The sequence below is a fragment of the Corynebacterium casei LMG S-19264 genome (assembly GCF_000550785.1).
Classification (GTDB): Bacteria; Actinomycetota; Actinomycetes; order Mycobacteriales; family Mycobacteriaceae; genus Corynebacterium; species Corynebacterium casei.
In genome coordinates this window covers 2,929,213-2,949,340 of sequence record NZ_CP004350.1, presented here as the reverse complement: position 1 = coordinate 2,949,340, position 20,128 = coordinate 2,929,213, and the positions used below count along the sequence as shown (strand labels likewise).

Here is a 20,128-nt window from a genome sequence, read left to right as displayed (position 1 = left end):
CTTAGCTTGGGTGGTCACGCACCCACTTCTCCGCGCGCTGCGCTAGCCGCGGAGTGAGGGGAACGCGTGATTGGGAACCTAAAACCGAATCCCAGTACCAGAACGTTTCTTCATAGTAATTGTGCCCGTGGCCACCAGGAACGTTCAAAGAGTTAATTTGGTCGAGGCCTATTTGCCAGAAGCTAATGATCGGCGCCCAGCCCAACGCGTGGAACGTATCCGCGTACAAGGTGGAGGGCGTTGACTCATGCATCCAACCGGGGCGTTTATAAATCAGCGAGCTTGACCACCACACAATTGGGTCCGATGCATGCTGAGCGATGAGAACCCGCGGGCGCTGCCATGAATTGGCGTAGCTGCGCCCGAAGGGATCGTGGCGGGTGTGCGCAGGTGCCGCAGCAAAACGAACGTGACGCCCACCGTCAATCACAGGTACGCGCTCCAAAGACCCAGGATCTGGTGAAAGCTTGGACATAAACTTTGTCATGCTAGGTGGCCCGGTAAAGACCGCGCCATCGCATATAGCGAGGAGCTCTTCCAGAGAGTCGTAATTATCCAAATGCGCGAAAGCCCCCAAAGATTCACCGGCTAAGTACAGCTTGGGGCGGTTATCTTCCGGCATGGAATCCAAACGGTGCCTAATCGCGCGGGTCATCAGCTGCGCTGCTTCAAGCGGGGCCTGTTTATCCACAACATAGGAAATTGCCGATGGCAGAATCGAATACTGCATGGTCACCGTCGCGCAGTTGCCCTTGGTGAGAAACTCCGGTGCCGCAGCAGACCACTCATTGATCCAGCCGGAACCAGCGGGCATCTGAATAATGATGGTGTCCCGGTGGAAGGCACCGGTTCGATCCATCTCACTCATGATGCGCCGCGCCTGCCCACGCAAAGACCGCCCGGAGGTCAGCCCGGCGTAAATACGGATTGGTTCACGCGCGCGGGCAAATTCCATGATTTCGGCAATGTCATGCGCCCTTGGTCCGGATGACAAAAAGCGGCGGCCTTGTGCACCCACTGCGGTCCACGGCTCATAAGACCACGGACTGCCGGAGCGTTCCGGCTCCCAGGGCATCATGGAGTTGGGGAAGACCGACTGGTTGAGGCGCTGTGCGCGCACTGATGCGGAACGAATGAATCGGCGCAGCACCACGCGGTCAGATAGTGCGAATGCAACATAAATCAACGCTGCGACCGCCAGCGGCCAGGCCACCAGCATGGGAACCGCGCGGCCAATCTGCCGCGACAACCGGGAAACGGTGAATTGGACGGCTTCACCAATGAGCAAAAGCACGCCATATCCTAACGTGCCCGCGGAGACACCAATGGCGGCTTGCAGCGGACCACGGTCATAGGACTTGCTCACCAGGTTTGCTTGAATGCCCTGGTTGCGTACGGAATTAGCCATCGCCGCCAAGGTGATGGTTCCCATCACCCAGTGCGCGTTGCGCTTTAACCGCGGGGTGAGGTGGTCTTGTGGGCGTTTACCCGCAGCACGCAGTGCGTTCTTGAGACCAAACGCTGCGGAGGCCGCGAAAAAGTGGCCGACCGCCTGGCCGATGGAAACGTTGAGTGCCGTCACCCACCACGGACGCGGGAGCAGAGATGGCCAGATGGCAGCCCAAGTGGCGACTTCAGCGCCCAAAACACCCGCAGCCATGCTGTGTGGCAACCGGTTGCGGCGCGCCATTCGGAGCGCCGGGGTGATATCGCTGAGCAATTCCAGGCCGATGATGGAAAGACGCAAGCTTTCCGATGCCAACTTGAGCGACTTCGATGCCGCCCCATAAGCCAACCGGCGCACCGGAGTGGGCAGAATCTTGGCGGGCGGAGCCGTGTCAGGGGCCGCAGGCTGTTTTGCAGTCGATTTCTTTGAAGCGAATTTCTTAAACAGTGAACGCGCAAGCTGGGCAATCTGTGGCGTGCGCGCGTTCTGATTCATGTCGCTAATTATCCCAGAACATGGTGCTTTCTGCATGTGAAGTTTCCAACGCTGGGCAGGCGAGCCAAATGCCGGATTTACAGGCATAATGAGAGTTATGAGCCCTCAAGTTGGAAACAAAGTTGTCCTCATCGGCGCGGGTGATGTTGGTGTCGCCTACGCATATGCATTGGTAAACCAGGGAACCGTTGACCATCTCGCCATCATCGATATTGATGAAAAGAAGCTTAAAGGAAACGTCATGGACCTAAACCATGGCGTGGTGTGGGCGCCTTCGCGCACCCGCGTTACCGAAGGCACGTATGAAGACTGCAAGGATGCAGCCATCGTGGTTATCTGCGCAGGCGCTGCACAAAAGCCAGGCGAGACTCGCTTGGACTTGGTGGATAAAAACGTCACCATTATGAACACCATCGTCGGCTCTGCCATGGAGGCAGGCTTCGATGGTCTTTTTGTTGTCGCCACCAACCCAGTTGACCTGCTGACTTATGCCGTGTGGAAAGCGTCCGGCCTGCCCACCTCACGGGTTATTGGCTCGGGCACAGTATTGGACTCCGCGCGCTATCGCTACATGCTCGGTGAGATGGCTGATATCGCGCCAACCTCGGTGCACGCCTACATCATTGGTGAGCACGGCGATTCTGAGTTGCCGGTAGTGTCCTCGGCAAATATTGGCGGTGTTCCGCTCGCTCGCCAGGCGGAAAAGGAACCCGGGTTCAATGAGCGCATTGAAGAAATCTTTGAACAGACCCGCGACGCGGCCTATCACATCATCGATGCCAAAGGCTCCACGAGCTACGGCATCGGAATGGCACTCGCGCGCATCACCCGCGCGATTATTCAGAACCAAGACGTTGCTCTGCCAGTCTCGGCCTACATTGATGGCCACTACGGCTATAACGATATTTACTTTGGGACTCCAGCGATTATCAACCGCAATGGCGTCGCCCGAGTACTCGAGCTAGACCTCGACGATCATGAGAAAGAACGTCTTGATGCTTCGGTGAACACCTTGCTGGACATCAAGAACCAGATTTTCGCTTAAGCGCTAATCAGCGCTAACTACCAGGAGCAAAGACTTACTGCTGGTCCGTCGACTGGCCCGCTGGCTGAGCAACCGGCGTTTGCTCCTGGTAGGTCTGCGTATTTACGTTTTCTCTCTGCGTTTCGAGCTTCTTGTTGATGCTCCTTAGCGTTAGCGCCATCCACACCAAGATGATGGGGATAGCCACGGTGATGACCAGATTGAGAATGGAAAAGATAACGCTAGCAATCATTATTCTGCGCCTTTCGTAGTTGCGTTCGGCCACACTCAAAGTAGGGGCGCGCAGAGAGCCGCGTCAAGGACATCAATGTCTCGAACCTGAGCTATGGGCGTGATGCAATGCACGCGCGAGTCTTTCACCAGCAGTGACGAAATCTTGACCCGCGCAGATTGGCAGCTGCCGGCCAGTCGATTGCAATGAAATATTAGGGGAGACTGCTCGACATAGCCTCGTTGGCGGTTGCTAACGAAGAATGGTCTCACATAAAAATTCATTCCAAGGGCGCAAAGCCCAATCGCTTAGAAATCTGCAGCATGCGCCGACATTTATGTGACGGCGGTAATACTTCATCGAGCGGATCGCGGGATGGATTTTTCCTTTTCAAAAGTGCGAGTGGTACATTTGGCCGGAGTTATAGCCCGTGGGGCAAAAACTGCGAAGTCGGGTGACCCAGCCCGGCGAAATGTGTAAGGAAAGAAGCCATTATGGCAACCAAACAGAACACCGTCACCGTTGATCGAATAAGCGCCGAAAGTACCTTTGGCATCGACTGGGCTGAAGAAGTGCGGGAGTTGGCGCACCAGCGCAATGCGGTGATTCTTGCGCACAACTACCAGCTGCCCGAGATCCAGGACGTGGCCCACCATGTTGGAGACTCCTTGGGGCTTTCGCGCATCGCAGCAGCTACCGATGCAGATGAAGTGATCTTCTGCGGTGTGCATTTTATGGCTGAGACCGCCAAGATTCTCTCGCCCGACAAGCGGGTGTTTATTCCGGATGCCAACGCTGGATGCTCATTGGCGGACACGATTAACGCCGATCAACTGCGCGAGTGGAAGGCGGAGCACCCAGGCGCGATTGTGGTCAGTTACGTCAACACCACGGCTGAAGTAAAGGCATTAACCGACGTCTGCTGCACCTCCTCGAATGCGGCAGATGTGGTTCGTTCTATCGACCCGAACCGAGAGATTCTGTTCTTGCCGGATCAGTTCCTCGGCGCGCACGTGCGCCGCGTGACTGGCCGCGACAATATCCATGTCTGGCTCGGCGAATGCCACGTTCATGCTGATATTTCACCGCGCGACTTGGTCGATACTGTGCGAGCCAATGAGGGCGCCGAACTTTTTGTTCACCCGGAATGTGGCTGCACCACCACTGCGCTGTGGATGGCTGAGTCCGGAGAGATTCCAGGAGAGACCACGCAAATTTTATCGACTGGTGGGATGCTCGAGGCCGCGAAGAAAACGACAAGTGAGCGCGTCCTTGTTGCCACGGAGATTGGCATGTTGCACCAGCTGCGCAAGGCCAATCCCGCCACGGAGTTCATGCCGGTCAATCCGCAGGCTGCATGCCCCTATATGCAGATGATCACGCCCGAAAAGTTGCTGGATTGCTTGCGCTATGGCCGCGATGAGGTATTCGTCGATGAGGAAATCGCGGCGGTAGCACGCAGCGCCGTCGAGCGCATGATTCCAATAGGTAATCCCGGCGGAGGCGAGTAGGCGCCCATGACAATGGAACTTGCAACCCCAAGTGATGCCTTTGTTGAAACCACCGACGTGCTCATCATCGGCTCGGGAGCTGCCGGTTTATCCGCAGCCCTTGGGATTGTGGAGACTAATCCCGACCGCTGCGTAACCATAATTACCCGGGCCAAGCCCGCTGATAGCTCGACCGCGTGGGCGCAGGGCGGTCTGGCGGCGGTTACTTCCCCAGAAGACTCATTCGCCTCGCACATTGAGGACACAATGGCCGCCGGGGCATTCCATGGCGCACGCGATCGGATCAGCGAGCTCGTCCACCAGGCCGGCGAGGCGATTAAGCGACTGGTTTCGCACGGTGCACGCTTTGACGATGACCTTCACCTCGAAGGTGGTCACCGTTTCCGCCGGATTGTTCACGCCGGCGATAGCTCAGGGTGGGAAGTCGAATCCACGCTGCTGCGCGCCGCTGCAGCACGGGGAATCCGCATTATCCCGCACACCCGTGCCGTTGATTTATTGACTACCGCGGATGGGACCGTTTGCGGTGCGCGCGTGCTTCACAATGGACAGGTTGGACGCTGGCTTGCCGATGAAGTCGTGCTAGCCGCCGGCGGCTCCGGCGCCCTGTGGACGCTGACATCCAATCCGGATGTGGCTACCGCCGATGGCTTGGCCATGGCGTTGCGCGCTGGTGCTGCGACTCGCGATATTGAATTTATGCAGTTTCATCCAACGGTCCTGGCTGTCCCGCGAAGCGGTGGAAAAGATGTTCTCATCTCCGAAGCCGTCCGCGGCGAGGGAGGGATTCTCATCGACGAACGCGGTGAGCGTTTCATGCGCAGCCGTCACCCGCAGGCAGACTTAGCTCCCCGTGACGTAGTGTCCGCCGAGATTATCGCGCGCATGCGTGCCACCGGTTCAGAGCACGTTTATCTTGATGCCCGCTCGATTGCTGACTTCCCACAGCGCTTCCCAACAATTCACGCCATGCTCATCGAACGCGGCGTGGACGCCACCGTCGATCTGATTCCAGTTAGACCCGGTGCTCACTATCACTGCGGTGGCATAGCCGCCGATCTTGATGGGAGAACAAGTCTGTCAGGTCTCAGCGCTATTGGTGAAGTTGCTGGCACCGGCGTCCAGGGGGCGAATCGGCTCGCCTCAAACTCTTTGACCGAGGCACTGGTGGCGGGGCATCGATGTGGTATCCGCCTGGCGGAATCGCGAAGGACTGCTTCTACCCACCACCCTGTCGCGCGCACTGCGGTCGCACCTGTCGGCGATGCTGCTGCCATCCGCTCAGTCATGGACGACTACGTCGGGGTAGTCCGCAACGATACTGACCTGACCACGGCTATCAACATCTTGACCTCACTTCCCAAAGCCAGTGCATTCAACGCTGCAACCCTGGATGCGACAAACATGGCCTGGGCAGGACTAGCCATCGCGCGTGCTGCACAGCAGCGAAGCGAATCATTGGGCTGTCACCGCCGCAGCGATGACGTAGCCGCAACCACCACGAACTACCACTATGCAGGAGCTTGATATGACGATTTCATCAGCCGACGGTCTTGATTGGGAAGAGGCCCGCTCTCATGTCAGTGCTGCTCTTGATGAGGACCTCGCGTGGGGCCCAGACGCGACCACCATCGCTACCATTGGAGCCGACGCCACAGGTACGGCGGCCATTGTTTCCCGGGAGCACGGCTGTCTTGCCGGTCTTCCGCTTGCTGTTTTGGCACTCCAAATCACGGCGGAACGGGACGGCGTGGAATTGGATATTGAAGTGCGGCTCAACGATGGCGCTACCGTTGCCCCAGGCCAGACTCTTTTGCGTGCGACCGGGCCGGTGCGCACTTTGTTGACTGCTGAGCGCATTGCCCTCAATTACGTGTCTCAGCTGTCCGGCGTGGCGACCGCTACCCATCAATGGGCGCAGATTCTGCAAGACACCGGCATCACCGTGCGCGATACCCGAAAGACCATTCCTGGTATGCGCGTGCTCCAGAAATATGCTGTGCGCTGTGGTGGGGGAGCAAACCATCGCATGGGACTCGGCGATACCGCGCTTATCAAAGACAACCACATTGCAGCCACAGGTTCGCTAGCCGCAGCATTTACCGCTGTGCGCAGCAAGTTCCCGGAGCTTCCCGTCGAGGTCGAGTGCGACACTCTTGAACAGGTCGCCGAGGCAGTAGAAATCGGCGCTGAGCTCATTCTCCTGGACAATATGGCACCCGACGTTGTCAAAGACGCTGTCGGAATCACTCGCCCTGCAGGTGTGCGCACCGAAGCCAGTGGAGGCATCACACTTTATAATGTCGCAGGCTATAGAGACACTGGCGTTGATTACATCGCCGTCGGGGCGCTGACCCACTCCAGCCGTGTCCTTGATCTTGGCTTCGATCTTGCCTAACCCGGTATCAGCAAAGAAGCCAGTGCCCAAAAGCGCGCAGTAGTATTAGGAGAAACTATGTGGATAAATATCGAACAGATCGATCTCAGCCGATTAGCGGCTGCGCTTTCAGCATCCCTAAATAAATGGATCGCCCCCGAAAACAGCATCAATCATGCTGGGGTGAACGAAAAGCCGACCGTTACTCCATTGTTCATAATACAAGTACCGTCACACCTCGAGATTGCTCTCGCGTTTAGCGTCGAATCCCATAACCAGGTTGCGGTCGCAGGATATGCCGCAGGCTATCCTCGCTACCGGTGGTCGCCAGATATTTATGAAACTATTGCCGATTCAATTTCTTTTGACACACTAGCCGGGGACTATCCGATCTTTAAAGTAGATTTCTCCACTCTTGGCAGAATCACATGGATGAGTGAAGGAGAATACTCGGAAATGAGGGCAAATGCCGTCGATGAATTTCTCAACTACTACAACGACTTGAACACACAGAGCAGACAGAAGATTTGGCTAAACCGAGATTTTGTTTCATTAAACGTGGAGGCTCTGGGCCTGCGGTATGGAGAGTAACCATTCTCTTTAATACCGCAGGTCTTAAAAGGACCAGAGGTATTGCATGCTTTTGTCTTGGAACCCTTGAGGACTGCCGTTATGTTCGAAACGAAGCATTGTCCACACACTATCGATGCCACCTTGCACATGGCGGGCGTAGAGAACTGCTATGGAAAACTCTGTGTCGATGACAACCTCGTGCCAGAGTTGGTGGGCGTGCAATTCTTCTTCAGAGTATGAAATAACTCGGATGTAGCGCGAATCAGCAAGGGAAAATGCGTGCGGATACTGCACACTCTCGGCGCTAAAATTCGAGCTAGAGAAGGAACTGCCCCAAAAATATGGAAAATGTTCAAAATCAAGAAGGATCTGGGGTGAGGCTGATCCGGGAATATGCCTGGGTTCGGCAAGCAGCCCACCGTCACGCATCAGAGGGCCAAAGTTCAGAAGCTTTGACCCATTGTGGACAGTTGAAAATGCTGAATGGGCTGGGTGGGCGTCCACGTGGAAAACGTCGAAAGTTTGAAAAGCTCCTTGCTCATCCCAGGTGCCATCTGAATAAAAAATGCAGTCGAAAGTAGCTTCTGCTGACGTATTCTTTGTCATGAGCTTAGCGAGAATGCCAGAAGAGACTGGGTCGATGTCTTCTTTGATAGATGTGACACCCTGACATTTACAGAAGTCATCCCATAGAAAACTGTCAAACATTTGTGATTTGTCATCCTTATGTGTGGTCATCGACTGGATCTGGGAATTCGCAGAGGTCTGAGTAGTAGCGGTATTGGGGGCAATGGTACCTGCCTATTGCAAATCTGAGTCCGTTGAGCTCAGCATTGTAATTCCAATCTGGGATTTTTAGACTGATGCCGGTGACTTCTACGAAATATGTTCCCGGTCTAGTAGGAATATCGTAATTCACGACCTTCGACCTATTTGCGCCAGGATCTGAAACTGTATTGACCATCCGCTGCATCGTAGGATCAATTTGGAATTTCTTGTCTTCTTGAAGTCTGCTATCTACGGTAAACGTAAAGCCTGGAAGATCTAGGGAATTGACTTGCAGTGTAACTGCCCCGATTTGTCGTTGTGGGAGTGTGTTTGCGATGGTCCAAGCCAATTCTTTAGACCATTTCACTTTTAATGGCTTGGTCGGTGTTGGAGGTTCGGTCTGCCCGAAACAGAGGTGAACCGACTTGCTTACCTTGTAAGCTCCACTTCTGAGGGGGCCACTGATGCTCGAGGGCTCGCGAAGATCGCATTCAACTCCGATATTCGCTGGGGTTCTATTTGTTGAACGGAGCTGGGGGAAACTAGTCGTGGCAACTACGTCGTCGACTGTAGGCATCCCGAAAAAGTTAGTATCACTCGTAGTTAGAGAAATGCCCCTGTTTGAGCAGATAAAGTCAAAGTCATCCACCACTGAATTTTCGAGCGCGATTCGGGAAATAGCATCAATGCAAGAAAATGGCTGCCAAAAGAAGTTTGGATCAGCGAAAATGGTTCCGCCTTCGAAGTCCTGCGTTAATTCCTCTTGTTCGTTTGTAGTGGCATCCCCAATAGGGTATCCGTAGCCGCTTCTCTCAAAGTTTTGTAAGGCCCATTTGGCCAATATTCCACCAGTTACGGCATGCGCTCCGTGTTGTGGCGTCCAGTAGATCATGCCGCCTTCGAATACGTTGTATCGTCCGATACCATCAGAAGCAGTTAGCTCATCGCTGATGGGAAAGCCAAGCTCACTGTTTTGTGCTCCAAGTGACTGCCATTTGTCATAAATGGCGCCTTGGATACTGGCCTGCGAAGCAGGGAGCGTGTTATGGGTATAAACGTGGCCTCCTTGGAAAGACTGCTTAAACCACTGATCACCTAACGCCATATCGCTAGTCGTTGGATAACCTAGGAAACCTCCCTCCCAGCCATGGCGCTGCCAAACGACAGAAACTGGAATACTTACGCTATGCGCACCAGTGTCAGGGTGCCAGTAGATGAATCCGTTGACGAATTCGGATCGCCGTCCAATACCGTCGGGGTTGATGAGCTGGTATGACTTTGGCAAGCTTAAAAAGCTTTGTGGACCACCCATGGAGTCGTATTTAGCTCTGATTGAGCCACAGACTTCAAACCATGATGGCCAATACACTGAGCATCTCGGGGACGCCTGAAGAGAAATCTCGCGATCTGATTCCAAAGCTGACTCGGCCAACTCTGCCCGATCTGCATCTGCATCACTGAAATCCTCAGGGACAGTTTCGATATCGGAACGCATCTGACCGTCAACAATTTCGTCTTGAGGATCTGGCGTAGGCTGCCACCCTTCCACACCCCGGGGATCGAGTTCTTCGTCCGAGACTTGGTTGACTTCGTAGTTTTCCGCGCCTGGAGGTGTTGCAAGTCCCCAGGCTGCAAAAGGCTCCTCACCGGCCTCAGAATTGTTTGTCGTGGTAACGGCAGGATGGCTTGGTGCCTGTTCCTCTGGATTGAGCTGCACTTCTGAAATGCTTGGATGCGGATCAAGAGGCTGCGCTGCAGCAGGTATGCCAATCGTCACTGCTGACACTATTGCGACAGCAATGGTTGCTGCGCTGAATGTTCGTTTCATAATAAAAGACTCCCCGTTCGCTGTTAAGAGGCTGACCAATCCCCTACAGGGATGTTAACACCGCATTGGAAGCCTTGGCTGGGAAATGCGCGAGTTGGTTTCAAATCGAGCAGACCGGCGCATGCATGGATGTTGAACTAGAGTTGGACGAGCACGAGAAAAAGCGCCCGGCGGTGTTTGGGCGCCAACCGCGAGGGACGTGGACGTTGAAGATTGTTGCGCATAGGGGCTATTCGGGAAAGTATCCGGAGCTAAGCCCGCTGGCTTTTGAAAAGGCCTTGGAGCTGCCTATTCATGGCATCGAATGCGATGTGCGGATGTCGCGGGATGGCAAGGTCGTGGTCAATCATGATGCAACGTTGGATAGGACTTCAGATCGCATCGGTAAGCTCTCTGCGCTGGATTGGGCGGAGATAAAGCTCGCCGACATCGGTACTGAAAAGCATCCGCAGCAGTATCCGCTGCTGCTAGATGAGCTTTTAGAGATGTGGGAGCCAAGCGGCCAGCATCTTTATATTGAGACCAAGCACCCGGGTGCGGCGGGGGACATTTTGGAGGAGCAGGTGGTGCTTCGTCTGCGTTATGCAGGGCTTATCGATGACCCCCGCATTCACATCATCTCCTTTTCCCACCGGGCAATCCGCCGCATGAAATCCCTGGCGCCGCACATGGACCGGATTTATCTGCGTCGTGATTGGGAACGCCATTTCAACCGTCCTGACGTCTTGCTCTCTGAGCCAACGGGCCTGGGCATGTCTTTGCTGCGCGGCAAACTACAACCATCTGCCATCGGCGCGTATGGCCTGCCGACGTACATGTGGACCATCGACAAACCTGAAGACATGAAATGGGCCTGGGCCAACGGTGTCGACATTCTTGCCACCAACCAACCCGAAGTCGCGCTGCACGCCATTCAAATGTGAGCAGGTTAAAACGTCACTGTATCGTGTAGGGCATGGCCAAGAAGAAAAAGAACAAAGAAGAACTACCTGAGGGTATGTCTCGCCGCCAAGCTAAGCTTGCTGCCCGTGCGGCAGAGCGTGCGGCTTTGGAAAAAGATCCCCGACCATACGGTGATTTAGCTGCTGAAACCCAGTTTATTGCGATGCAGGAATTCGTTCCTTCAGCTACCGCGAAGCTCAGCGTCAAGGGCATTGACCGTGACGTTTATGTGTGTACGATTTTGCCGGGTGCATCGGCAGCTATGGTGCGCGACGTGGAAGCTGGCGGCGCCGCATATGTTGCGCTGCAGGTTCGCACCCACACCCACAACCCCGGCCGCGACCTGGCGTATGCCCTGAACTGGGTAAAGAACGCCGAAGACGGCGCAACCTTGGATTCGACTGCTGCCGATGGCGCGCAGCCAGACCTGAAGGACATCCTGGACAAGTCCGCGGTTCTGGAGATTACTGACCACCGGGACTTTGCATGGTGGATTCCAGAAGGCACCCAGATCACCCCTGAGATCGCGCAGACCCTGAACCAGGCTAATGAGACCGTCATTGAATCCCACCAGGTTGGCGCGGATATCGATGGCACTTTGTTCTGGGCTAACTCCGGCGGTGACAAGGCGCACATCCGTTGGGTATTCCCAATCGAGAACGAGACCGGCGTCCTAAACGCGATTGCCCGCGTTGCTGCTCGTGGCGAGATGAACCTAGGCGAGGGCACCAAGTTCGCTGGCGTCTTCCGCACCCACGGTTTGATTGCACCAGTCTTTGACCTGCAGCCAGAGGTTGCTTATGACTCTTATGAGTCTGAGCTTGCTCGCGTGGAGAAGGCGTTGAAGGCTGAGATCGATAACGACGCTCAGCTCAACCCTGAAGAGCGCAAGCAGCTGGAGAACCTGAAGTCCCGCCAGGTCACCCTGCGCTAAAACTGCGCTTTTAATAGCTCGAAGCCTGCTTCGCCACCCCATAGAGGGGTGCGGAAGCAGGCTTTTTCGGCTCTCAAGGGTGCTGCCTGTGGATAACTTAGGCCTTTGCGTGACGTGTCAACGTAGTTATTCACAGATTTTGAGGCTTGCTCTGGTGTGGGGTTGCGCTTTGGGTTTAGCGTCGAAGTTATGAAAAATTACAAAGCATTCATACAACACGCCACCCAGGCGGTGGGTGTTTTAAGAGATATGGCGCAGCTCTCCGTTTATGACATGGCCGCCGATGGGCTGGCACTCAAGACAGCAAGAAAGCACTCTAAAATAGCCGACGTCTTCTTCGGCTCCACCGACTCACCACGCCTTCAGCACGAGTCCGTAGCACTCGCCGAAGAGCGCGGGTTGAGTATGGAGCGCCTACAGATGATTGATAGTCACGCTCAGAAGTTAAAGAAAAAGCGCGGTGCCGCGTGGAAACTCCGTGCTGAGTTGATTGCGCATGAGGGCACTTATGAAGAAGTCAATGCTCTGGGCAACCAGCGCGTCGACGAACTCGTTGGTGACAAACCAAAAGAACCCGGTATGCGTATTAGCCGCCCGAAAAATGGCATGGTCACGATGAGTATTACCGATACTCAGCGCCGGATCATCGACTTTGAGAAGACCCTTGATGCCATATCCACCACGGACCAACCCCGCTCGAAAGCATTGTTAGAAGCGTTTTGGAAACACATCGATGGCGGCGGTGGTGTTCTTAAACCCGAATACCGCACTGTTATTGCTATTGGTTTAGATCAGTCCGCGACGATTCTCCGTGGTGAAGGCGACGAGTCCATCATCGGAGCCTCCGACGGCACGACCATGACCGGTGCGGAGATCGTTAACCTTGCAATGTCCGGAGCGCTCGGCGATAAAATTTATGCCGGACTGTTCCACCCCACCGCCGGGCCGGTAAATCTGTATGAAGCGCGCTTCGCTTCAGGCAAGCAGCGAATCTTGGCCATGGCAGAAAACCTGGTGTGCCCGTGGCCCGATTGCAAGGTTCCGGCCGATAGATGCCAGGTACACCACCTAGATGCGCATAAGAATGGTGGGCAGACGAACCCGTCAAATCTGTCCACGCTGTGTGCTTATCACAACGGTGTCAACGACGACGGCGCCCGGGCAAGGCGCCGCGAGAAAAGTCGAGGTCGGATGATGCGCCACCGCGGACAGGTCAAGCTTGTTACCCCAGGCGGAAAACTCCTGGGCAACACGCATGACCTCAGCACGATGGGAGCAATGGACCTGATCTAATAACCCCAGGTCACGGCTTGGTTGCTGTTCAAGCGGGATGGGTTACCATGCCGCTCAATTCAGCGATCCCAAAACCGGTTCCGAACCCCGGACGCCCCAACAAATCTCAGTAAACCCCAGAAAATCCCGGTAAACCACAGTAAACCGCAGGAGCGAAGGCTCCGAGGATTTACTGCATGGAGCTGAATAGCTCTTGGGCGCCGGCTTCGTCCCAGAGGACGACGTTGCCTACGGCGGTGTCCATGAACCCGCCGACTGGGATGGTTTGGGTTTCCACGCCGGAGGACATCGCCAGGGCTACGCGGGCGAGGTGCCAGACGTGGTCATCTTCGTTGACCATGAATGATTGCGCGGTGTGGTTGACCAAGGATACTGCGCGGAATGGGTTGGCCAGCGTGGATGGTGAGGTGATTTTGTCCAGCAGGGCGGCGAAGAATTCGCGTTGGCGTTCCACACGGTCCAGGTCACCCATGGCGGTGGCGCGGGTGCGGACGTAGCCAAGCGCATCGGCGCCTTCTAGATCTTGGCATCCGGCAGCTAGGTCAATGCCGGCGAGTGGGTCCATGATGGGCTCATCCACGCAAATGTTGACACCGCCGACAGCGTCGACGACGTTGGCGAGACCACCCATGCCGATCTCGGCGTAGTGGTCAATGCCCAGGCCAGTAGCTTGTTCCACGGTTTGGGCAAGCAACTGCGGGCCGCCGTAGGTAAAGGCGGCGTTGATTTTGTCCTCGCCGAAGCCGGGGACGTTGACGTAGCTATCGCGCGGAATGGATACCAATTGGGCGGTGCCGGAGTTCGGGATGTGCAGCACCATGATGGTGTCGGTGCGCCCGACACCGACGTCGCCGCCGGTGCCCAGTGCGGCTTGGTCTTCTTCGCTTAGCCCTTGGCGGGAGTCGGAGCCGACCAGCAACCAGTTGGTGCCAGAGCCGCTCGATGAGCTGCCAACTGGCAGGGCATCCGTGCGCGAGAGGCGTGAATCAGTCCAGAACACGAACACGACCAGCGCAATGACTAAGGCGATGACAATCCAGCCAGTGCATCCGAAGAATCGTTTGACGGGATTGCCGCGTTTGCGGCGGGCACCGCCGCGGCGTCCGCCATTCCGATGTGGGCTATTCGGCTGGGGTCCGGGTTCGCCGACATATCCGGCGCCCTGGAACTGGCGTTGCACGGGTGCTGGGATTTGGGCATTGTAGCTTTCCGATGGCATCTGCTGGCGCGGGTGGCCCTGCGCAGCACCGGTGCCATATGCCCCGGCCGCGCCGGCGACACCGGCAGCACCCGCTGCGCCAGCGGCACCTGCAGCGCGGCGTGGGTTGTTGCCGCGCGGGCCGATGTCGAAACGAGTCTGGTCAGGCTGCGCGCGGAAAGTACCGGCGGATGGTTCTTGGCGGCCATCGGTGCGCGGGGTGCGGCGCGGTGGGCGCTGCGCTGGGCGTTGGCCGGATTCGCGGCGCATGACCGGGCGGCCGTAGCGGTCGCGCAACGGCTTGCCATCGGCGCCTAACACATAGCGTGATGGGTCATTGGCTGGCTGATTAGCCGAAGGTCCATTGCCCGAACGGCTGGCGCCGGCACGGCGGGATTCGCGGTGAGGGTCGCGGCCGGAAAAAGTCATGGCTTAAGACTACAAGCCGCACCCCGCAATCTAGAACCGATCAGCACGCAAAAGCAGCATTACAGACCAAACAGGGAGAGATCTCCGAGCAAAGAGTATCCGACGAATGCGACGGCATCGATGAGAAAATGCGCGATAACTAGCGGCCATACCCGCCCGGTGCGGTGGTAGAAGTAGCAAAAGACAACACCCATGATGATGTTGCCGAACCCAGCTGATACGCCCTGGTACAGGTGGTAGGAGCCGCGCAGCAGCGATGATGCCCCGATAACCGCAGGAAGTGACCAGCCCAGGTGCTTGAGGCGATTCATCAACCACATGACCACCACTATTTCTTCACCGAAGGCATTGGCACCAGACCACAAAAGCAACGCGGGGGCTTCCACCCACGCATTATCAAAAGCAGTGGGGATAACTTCCTTTGACAAGCCCAAGTGCACGGCGGAGACATACAAGACCAGGCCCGGAATGCCAATGAGTGCGGCCAACGCGGCACCCCAGCCAACATCGCTGAGCTTCGGCAGCTGCAAGCGGATTCCAGAGCCAGCGAGCAAGAACAAAGCGAGTGAACCATAAGCGAACAGCACCCCGGCGGAGCATAGCTGCAGCGCGATATCCAGCCACGCCAAGTCCGACTGCGGTGCATTGAGCGTCACGCTTTGTTCATTCAACGGCGCCGGATCCAACAACGAATCCACCAGGCGCAAAATTGCGCGCACACCAGAGATGCCAAAAGTAATGGCCAAAACTATGAGAATCTCCGCGCGGATGCGCTGCGGGGACTGCGAAACGCTCATGAGGACATGAAACCTTAGACGTGAAGGACAGACGCGAGGTGAAGAAGCTGTGCATCATTTAACGTCACTGAGCCTACTTGAACACCCACGGGTGTTTGCGCAGCCTGGGGTGTTCGCGCCTGCGGAGTGCTCACACCGGGGGATATGGACCACGGCACTGAAATCGCGGGTAGCTGCGCAACATTAAACAGCGAACCCCACGGCGACCACCGCGTTTGCTCCATAAAGTTCTCTTCGTGGTCCAGCGCCAAGAAGGTGCCAATCTGCGGCGGGGTATAGGCCAGCATCGGGGTGATAATCGCATCGACTTGCCAGCAGTCTGCCAAAAGGCGGGGGAGGCCGTTGGTGTGGCGGAGGGCATCGGCAAGCATGCGCTCTGAAACCTTTAACCCCTGCTGCCGCACCCACTCGAAATAGCCCTCACCGGCATCCATGCCCGCCAGGCGGGAGGTGAAAATGTGGCGGAAAGACTCAAAGGTCACATCGGCGGTGGGATAAGGCGCAATCTCCTGCACCGGATAGCCCGCGGCAGAAAGCTGGGACGTCGCCTCATCCACCGCGCGCAAATGCCGCGGGTCGACGCGAGTGTGCGCGAAAAGCGGCTGCTTGAGCACACCAACGCGCGCAGGCGCGGGACGCGGGGTGATGTCGTGGAGGAAGGCGGCATCAGCAACCGTGCGGGTGATAAAGCCCGAAACGCCCAGATCCGTGCCGGACTGCTTGAAGCCCACCACGCCACACGCCGCGGCCGGAACACGCAGCGAACCGCCACCATCGGAACCATGCGCCGCCCGCAACAAACCCCGCGCCACCTGCACCGCGGCGCCACCGGAAGACCCGCCAGGCGTGGCGCCGGGATGCAAGGGATTTTCCGGATGCGGCATATCCACCGGCTCCGTATCTACGCGCAGGCCAAGCTCCGGGGTGGAAGATTTACCCACAATCAGCGCGCCCTGGTCTTCCAAGGCGGCGATGGTGGCATCGGTAGTCTCTGCGTTATACGCGCGGTGCTTGGCGCCCAGTGAGGTGGGCATGCCGGCGACATCATTCAGGTCTTTCGCGGATAATATCCACCCCGACAACCGGCCGGTAGCCTTCGGGCGGCGGGAGGTATCAATGTAGGTAAAGCCGTGTTCTTGCGGCGTGAGCGACGATAAATCGCGTGCCAATTGCTTAAGGCTAAACCTGGAATCCATACATAGCAACGTTAGTGGTTTAGATTAGAAGGCATGACTTCAACCGTGGCTTATCTGGGACCAGCAGGAACGTTTACTGAAGCAGCTCTGGTTGCTTTTGGGGAGATGGGCGCTGTGAATGATATTGAGAAGCTGCCGGTCAACTCGCCGTCGGAGGCGTTCAAGGCGGTGCGTGAGGGGCGCGCGGAGTTTGCGTGCGTGGCTATTGAGAATTCTGTGGATGGCGCGGTGACTAACACTTTTGATGCTTTTACGGAGGGGGAGCCATTGCAGGTCTACCGCGAGGTGGACTTGGAGGTGGCTTTCGCCATCATGGTGAAAAAGGGCTTAAAGCTTGCCGATGTCTCCACGATCGCCACCCATCCCGTTGCCTACCAGCAAGTCCGTGGCTGGCTGGCGGAGAATATTCCGGATGTGAAGTTCCAGCCGGCGTCATCGAATGGCGCGGCAGCGGAGGCGGTTGCGCACGGGGAAGTGGATGCCGCGGCGGCACCGGAGCGTGCGGCGGAGATCTTTGGGCTGGATGTGTTGGCTAGTTCTGTTGCTGACGTCAAGGGGGCGACCACGCGCTTTGTACTGGTGGGAAAGCCAGGAAAGCCGACCCCGCGCACCGGCAATGACCGCACCTCTGTGGTGTTTACGGTGCCGCACGAGCCGGGTTCTTTGGCGAGTATTCTGCAGGAATTCGCCTACCGCCACGTGGATATGCTGCGCATTGAATCGCGCCCAACGCGCAAGAAATTCGGTACCTATAACTTCTTCATTGACTTGGCTGGGCATATTGAAGACGAGCCGCTGTCGGAGGCGCTGCGCGCATTGTGGCTGCGCACGGAGAACCTGCGTTTTATTGGGTCGTGGCCATCGGCTGACCAGTCGGGGCCGAAGTTGGACACCACGGAGTTTGATAAGGCGACCGCTTGGGTAGCAAAGGTGCGTGAGGGTCACTAGGTTTGATGTCATGACTGGACGAATCATCTTGCTGCGCCACGGCCAAACCTTTTCCAATGTTGAACGCTTGCTGGATACTCGTCCACCCGGTGCTGAACTGACTGAACGCGGCCGCGAACAGGCCACAGATGTGGGCATTGAATTAGCTCACCTGGTTGCCGCTGGCGACGGTGAGAAGGGGCGTCTGCGCGGAATCATTAGCTCGGTGGCGCTGCGCGCCCAGCAGACCTCGATGTTGGCAGCGCGGTCTTTTGAGCGAACCGCTGACTTGCCGGAGTTTACCGTGGATGTTGATGTGCGCACCGGAATTCATGAGGTCTTCACCGGCGAATATGAGATGAGCAATTCTGAAGATGCTCACCGTGGGTATTCCACCGCGCTGCGCGGCTGGCTGGCCGGCGACGCTGAGGCCTGCTGCCCGGGTGGTGAAACCTACCGGGATGTGCTGGCGCGCTACCAGTCGGTTCTGGAAAATGTCGCGGCAAGACTGGGCGATGACGATGATGTCGTGGTGGTCTCCCACGGCGCCGCCATCCGGCTAGTGGCAACGCACGCGTCCAACAATATTGACGGGGACTTCGCGTTCACCGGTTACCTGCAAAACTGCCGCTTTGTGGTGCTCGAACCGCGCGGTGAAGAATTCGGCCAATGGACCGTCACCCGCTGGGCTGACACCGAGGTGGACTAGTTTCCTCGGCTATCGCCTCGGGAACTAGTCCACGAGGTAAGCGTTACCCCATCGTTTCTACGGTGGGGCTTTTCATGCCCGGGGGTAGGGTATTTACCCCCTTATCGATTTTCTGGCCAGTGGTTTTGCTGGAATTCTCGGCGTTCTCTTCTTTATTGTTCAACAAACACCTATGATGATGCGCATCACATTTCCGAGTGCGACCCCCCATCACGAAAGCGAGTTTCCGTGAGTGCTGAAACAGTAACCCCAGCCAAGAATCCTCCACGAGGATTAGGTGCAATGGCAGGTGCCATGTTCCTCATGGCTACCTCCGCTATTGGTCCGGGCTTTTTGACCCAGACTTCAGTCTTTACCGTCCAGATGGGCGCGGCTCTCGCATTCGCGATTTTGCTGAGCATCATCGTGGATATCGCAATCCAGCTCAACGTCTGGCGCGTTCTGTGTGTCTCCGGCATGCGCGCCAACGAGCTTGGTAACACCGTTCTGCCGGGCTTGGGATGGTTCCTCGCCATTCTGGTTTTCATTGGCGGAGTGGTCTTTAACATCGGCAATATCGCGGGTTCGGGTCTCGGCCTGAACGCGATGCTTGGTATCGATGCACGTATCGGCGGTGTTATCTCCGCTGCCATCGCAATCTTTATCTTCTTGTCCAAGAAGGCCGGTATCGCACTGGACCGTATCGTCGCGGTGCTTGGCGCCATCATGATTCTGCTGATGCTCTACGTGGCAATTGTGTCCCAGCCACCAGTGGGCGAAGCATTGAAGAACACCGTGATGCCGGAAGAGATTGACTTCTTTGTCATCACCACCTTGATCGGTGGCACCGTCGGCGGCTACATCACCTTCGCTGGCGCCCACCGCCTGATTGACTCTGGCCTGTCCGGCCCAGAGCACGTCAAGGACATCACCACGACCTCTGTCATGGGCATTATCATCACCGGCATCATGCGCGTGCTGCTGTTCCTGGCGGTACTGGGTGTTGTTTCCACTGGCGTGGCACTGTCTGAAGACAACACCGCGGCGGATGCATTCTTCCACGCTGCTGGCGAGTTCGGGCTCCGCGCATTCGGCGTAGTTCTCTTCGCCGCTGGTCTGTCTTCTGTCATCGGTGCTTCTTACACCTCCATCACCTTTGTGACCACGCAGAAGGTTGCCCCGCGTACCCGCAACTTCCTCACCGTCGGCTTCGTCATTGGCTGTACTATCTTGTTCTTCATCTTGAACTCCGCGCCACAGAAGCTGCTCATCTTCGCAGGTGCATTCAACGGCATCATCTTGCCAATCGCATTCGCCATGGTGATGTGGGTGGCCTTCCGTCGCCCTGACCTGCTCCAAGGTGTTAAGCACCCGAAGTGGCTGCTGGTTGCTGGTGCCCTGGCTCTTATCCTGGAGATTTACATTGGCGTTAAGGCCTTCTCCGGTATCGTGAACATGTGGGCATAGAC

18 protein-coding genes are annotated in these 20,128 nt (G+C 56.6%); 11 read left to right on the top strand and 7 right to left on the bottom strand.

Features of this window, described 5'->3' with window-relative positions:
* Position 1 precedes the first annotated feature (1 nt).
* The gene (locus CCASEI_RS13390; RefSeq protein ID WP_025388269.1) at positions 2-1,942 is read right to left on the bottom strand and encodes an alpha/beta-hydrolase family protein; all 1,941 of its coding nucleotides are present in this window, start codon (positions 1,940-1,942) and stop codon (positions 2-4) included.
* 97 nt (positions 1,943-2,039) lie between these two features.
* On the opposite strand from CCASEI_RS13390, the gene CCASEI_RS13385 reads away from it, so the two are divergent.
* Positions 2,040-2,987, top strand: coding sequence for an L-lactate dehydrogenase (locus CCASEI_RS13385; protein WP_025388268.1), 948 nt, complete (start codon positions 2,040-2,042; stop codon positions 2,985-2,987).
* Positions 2,988-3,021: 34 nt separating this feature from the next.
* Here the strand turns inward: CCASEI_RS13385 and CCASEI_RS13380 are convergent, their stop codons facing one another.
* Positions 3,022-3,219, bottom strand: coding sequence for a hypothetical protein (locus CCASEI_RS13380; protein WP_006822503.1), 198 nt, complete (start codon positions 3,217-3,219; stop codon positions 3,022-3,024).
* A gap of 473 nt (positions 3,220-3,692) precedes the next feature.
* On the opposite strand from CCASEI_RS13380, the gene nadA reads away from it, so the two are divergent.
* Genes nadA through CCASEI_RS13360 form a run of 4 tightly spaced genes read left to right on the top strand, consistent with a single transcriptional unit; the run spans position 3,693 to position 7,677 of the window.
* Entirely contained in the window at positions 3,693-4,709 is a 1,017-nt protein-coding gene (gene nadA / locus CCASEI_RS13375) for a quinolinate synthase NadA (protein WP_006822504.1), read from the top strand.
* 12 nt (positions 4,710-4,721) lie between these two features.
* Positions 4,722-6,236: an L-aspartate oxidase gene (locus CCASEI_RS13370; protein WP_225868408.1), complete on the top strand. Its 1,515-nt coding sequence runs from the start codon at positions 4,722-4,724 to the stop codon at positions 6,234-6,236.
* Position 6,237: 1 nt separating this feature from the next.
* Positions 6,238-7,107 (top strand): carboxylating nicotinate-nucleotide diphosphorylase, encoded by an 870-nt coding sequence (nadC, locus tag CCASEI_RS13365; RefSeq protein ID WP_006822506.1) that lies wholly within the window; start codon positions 6,238-6,240, stop codon positions 7,105-7,107.
* A 57-nt stretch (positions 7,108-7,164) separates the two neighbouring features.
* A complete protein-coding gene (locus CCASEI_RS13360) occupies positions 7,165-7,677 on the top strand; it encodes a hypothetical protein (RefSeq protein WP_006822507.1) in 513 nt (170 codons plus the stop codon).
* Positions 7,678-7,701: 24 nt separating this feature from the next.
* On the opposite strand, the gene CCASEI_RS13355 is transcribed toward CCASEI_RS13360, so the two are convergent.
* Together CCASEI_RS13355 and CCASEI_RS14550 are read right to left on the bottom strand one after the other, a co-directional pair.
* A complete protein-coding gene (locus CCASEI_RS13355; protein ID WP_025388267.1) occupies positions 7,702-8,367 on the bottom strand; it encodes a hypothetical protein in 666 nt (221 codons plus the stop codon).
* 16 nt (positions 8,368-8,383) lie between these two features.
* A complete protein-coding gene (locus CCASEI_RS14550; protein WP_006822509.1) occupies positions 8,384-10,255 on the bottom strand; it encodes an LGFP repeat-containing protein in 1,872 nt (623 codons plus the stop codon).
* Positions 10,256-10,461: 206 nt separating this feature from the next.
* On the opposite strand from CCASEI_RS14550, the gene CCASEI_RS13345 reads away from it, so the two are divergent.
* The 3 genes from CCASEI_RS13345 (at position 10,462) to CCASEI_RS13335 (ending at position 13,424) form a co-directional block, all read left to right on the top strand.
* Positions 10,462-11,178 (top strand): glycerophosphodiester phosphodiesterase family protein, encoded by a 717-nt coding sequence (locus CCASEI_RS13345; RefSeq protein WP_025388265.1) that lies wholly within the window; start codon positions 10,462-10,464, stop codon positions 11,176-11,178.
* A 32-nt stretch (positions 11,179-11,210) separates the two neighbouring features.
* On the top strand, positions 11,211-12,131 hold the full coding sequence (locus CCASEI_RS13340; RefSeq protein WP_025388264.1) for a DUF5926 family protein: 921 nt from the start codon (positions 11,211-11,213) through the stop codon (positions 12,129-12,131).
* 189 nt (positions 12,132-12,320) lie between these two features.
* Complete coding sequence (locus CCASEI_RS13335; protein ID WP_025388263.1) at positions 12,321-13,424, top strand: HNH endonuclease signature motif containing protein; 1,104 nt, start codon at positions 12,321-12,323, stop codon at positions 13,422-13,424.
* Between the two features lie 169 nt (positions 13,425-13,593).
* Here the strand turns inward: CCASEI_RS13335 and CCASEI_RS13330 are convergent, their stop codons facing one another.
* The 3 genes from CCASEI_RS13330 to CCASEI_RS13320 are packed head-to-tail and all read right to left on the bottom strand — an operon-like array spanning position 13,594 to position 17,044.
* On the bottom strand, positions 13,594-15,051 hold the full coding sequence (locus CCASEI_RS13330) for an LCP family protein (protein WP_025388262.1): 1,458 nt from the start codon (positions 15,049-15,051) through the stop codon (positions 13,594-13,596).
* A gap of 59 nt (positions 15,052-15,110) precedes the next feature.
* On the bottom strand, positions 15,111-15,848 hold the full coding sequence (locus tag CCASEI_RS13325) for a CPBP family intramembrane glutamic endopeptidase (protein WP_025388261.1): 738 nt from the start codon (positions 15,846-15,848) through the stop codon (positions 15,111-15,113).
* A 14-nt stretch (positions 15,849-15,862) separates the two neighbouring features.
* Positions 15,863-17,044 (bottom strand): amidase, encoded by a 1,182-nt coding sequence (locus tag CCASEI_RS13320; protein WP_025388260.1) that lies wholly within the window; start codon positions 17,042-17,044, stop codon positions 15,863-15,865.
* A gap of 33 nt (positions 17,045-17,077) precedes the next feature.
* Between CCASEI_RS13320 and pheA the strand changes: the two genes are divergently transcribed.
* From pheA to CCASEI_RS13300, 3 genes are all read left to right on the top strand, one after another.
* Positions 17,078-17,992, top strand: coding sequence for a prephenate dehydratase (gene pheA / locus CCASEI_RS13315; RefSeq protein WP_025388259.1), 915 nt, complete (start codon positions 17,078-17,080; stop codon positions 17,990-17,992).
* Between the two features lie 10 nt (positions 17,993-18,002).
* Positions 18,003-18,680 (top strand): histidine phosphatase family protein, encoded by a 678-nt coding sequence (locus tag CCASEI_RS13310; RefSeq protein ID WP_025388258.1) that lies wholly within the window; start codon positions 18,003-18,005, stop codon positions 18,678-18,680.
* 282 nt (positions 18,681-18,962) lie between these two features.
* On the top strand, positions 18,963-20,126 hold the full coding sequence (locus CCASEI_RS13300; RefSeq protein ID WP_025388256.1) for an NRAMP family divalent metal transporter: 1,164 nt from the start codon (positions 18,963-18,965) through the stop codon (positions 20,124-20,126).
* Positions 20,127-20,128: the final 2 nt, after the last annotated feature.

Excerpts from the sequence above, each read along its gene's own strand:
- CCASEI_RS13390 (WP_025388269.1), bottom strand. The coding sequence starts at position 1,942 with ATGAATCAGAACGCGCGCACGCCACAGATTGCCCAGCTTGCGCGTTCA.
- CCASEI_RS13385 (WP_025388268.1), top strand. The coding sequence starts at position 2,040 with ATGAGCCCTCAAGTTGGAAACAAAGTTGTCCTCATCGGCGCGGGTGAT.
- CCASEI_RS13380 (WP_006822503.1), bottom strand. The coding sequence starts at position 3,219 with ATGATTGCTAGCGTTATCTTTTCCATTCTCAATCTGGTCATCACCGTG.
- nadA (WP_006822504.1), top strand. The coding sequence starts at position 3,693 with ATGGCAACCAAACAGAACACCGTCACCGTTGATCGAATAAGCGCCGAA.
- CCASEI_RS13370 (WP_225868408.1), top strand. The coding sequence starts at position 4,722 with ATGGAACTTGCAACCCCAAGTGATGCCTTTGTTGAAACCACCGACGTG.
- nadC (WP_006822506.1), top strand. The coding sequence starts at position 6,238 with ATGACGATTTCATCAGCCGACGGTCTTGATTGGGAAGAGGCCCGCTCT.
- CCASEI_RS13360 (WP_006822507.1), top strand. The coding sequence starts at position 7,165 with ATGTGGATAAATATCGAACAGATCGATCTCAGCCGATTAGCGGCTGCG.
- CCASEI_RS13355 (WP_025388267.1), bottom strand. The coding sequence starts at position 8,367 with ATGTTTGACAGTTTTCTATGGGATGACTTCTGTAAATGTCAGGGTGTC.
- CCASEI_RS14550 (WP_006822509.1), bottom strand. The coding sequence starts at position 10,255 with ATGAAACGAACATTCAGCGCAGCAACCATTGCTGTCGCAATAGTGTCA.
- CCASEI_RS13340 (WP_025388264.1), top strand. The coding sequence starts at position 11,211 with ATGGCCAAGAAGAAAAAGAACAAAGAAGAACTACCTGAGGGTATGTCT.
- CCASEI_RS13335 (WP_025388263.1), top strand. The coding sequence starts at position 12,321 with ATGAAAAATTACAAAGCATTCATACAACACGCCACCCAGGCGGTGGGT.
- CCASEI_RS13330 (WP_025388262.1), bottom strand. The coding sequence starts at position 15,051 with ATGACTTTTTCCGGCCGCGACCCTCACCGCGAATCCCGCCGTGCCGGC.
- CCASEI_RS13325 (WP_025388261.1), bottom strand. The coding sequence starts at position 15,848 with ATGAGCGTTTCGCAGTCCCCGCAGCGCATCCGCGCGGAGATTCTCATA.
- CCASEI_RS13320 (WP_025388260.1), bottom strand. The coding sequence starts at position 17,044 with ATGGATTCCAGGTTTAGCCTTAAGCAATTGGCACGCGATTTATCGTCG.
- pheA (WP_025388259.1), top strand. The coding sequence starts at position 17,078 with ATGACTTCAACCGTGGCTTATCTGGGACCAGCAGGAACGTTTACTGAA.
- CCASEI_RS13310 (WP_025388258.1), top strand. The coding sequence starts at position 18,003 with ATGACTGGACGAATCATCTTGCTGCGCCACGGCCAAACCTTTTCCAAT.
- CCASEI_RS13300 (WP_025388256.1), top strand. The coding sequence starts at position 18,963 with ATGGCAGGTGCCATGTTCCTCATGGCTACCTCCGCTATTGGTCCGGGC.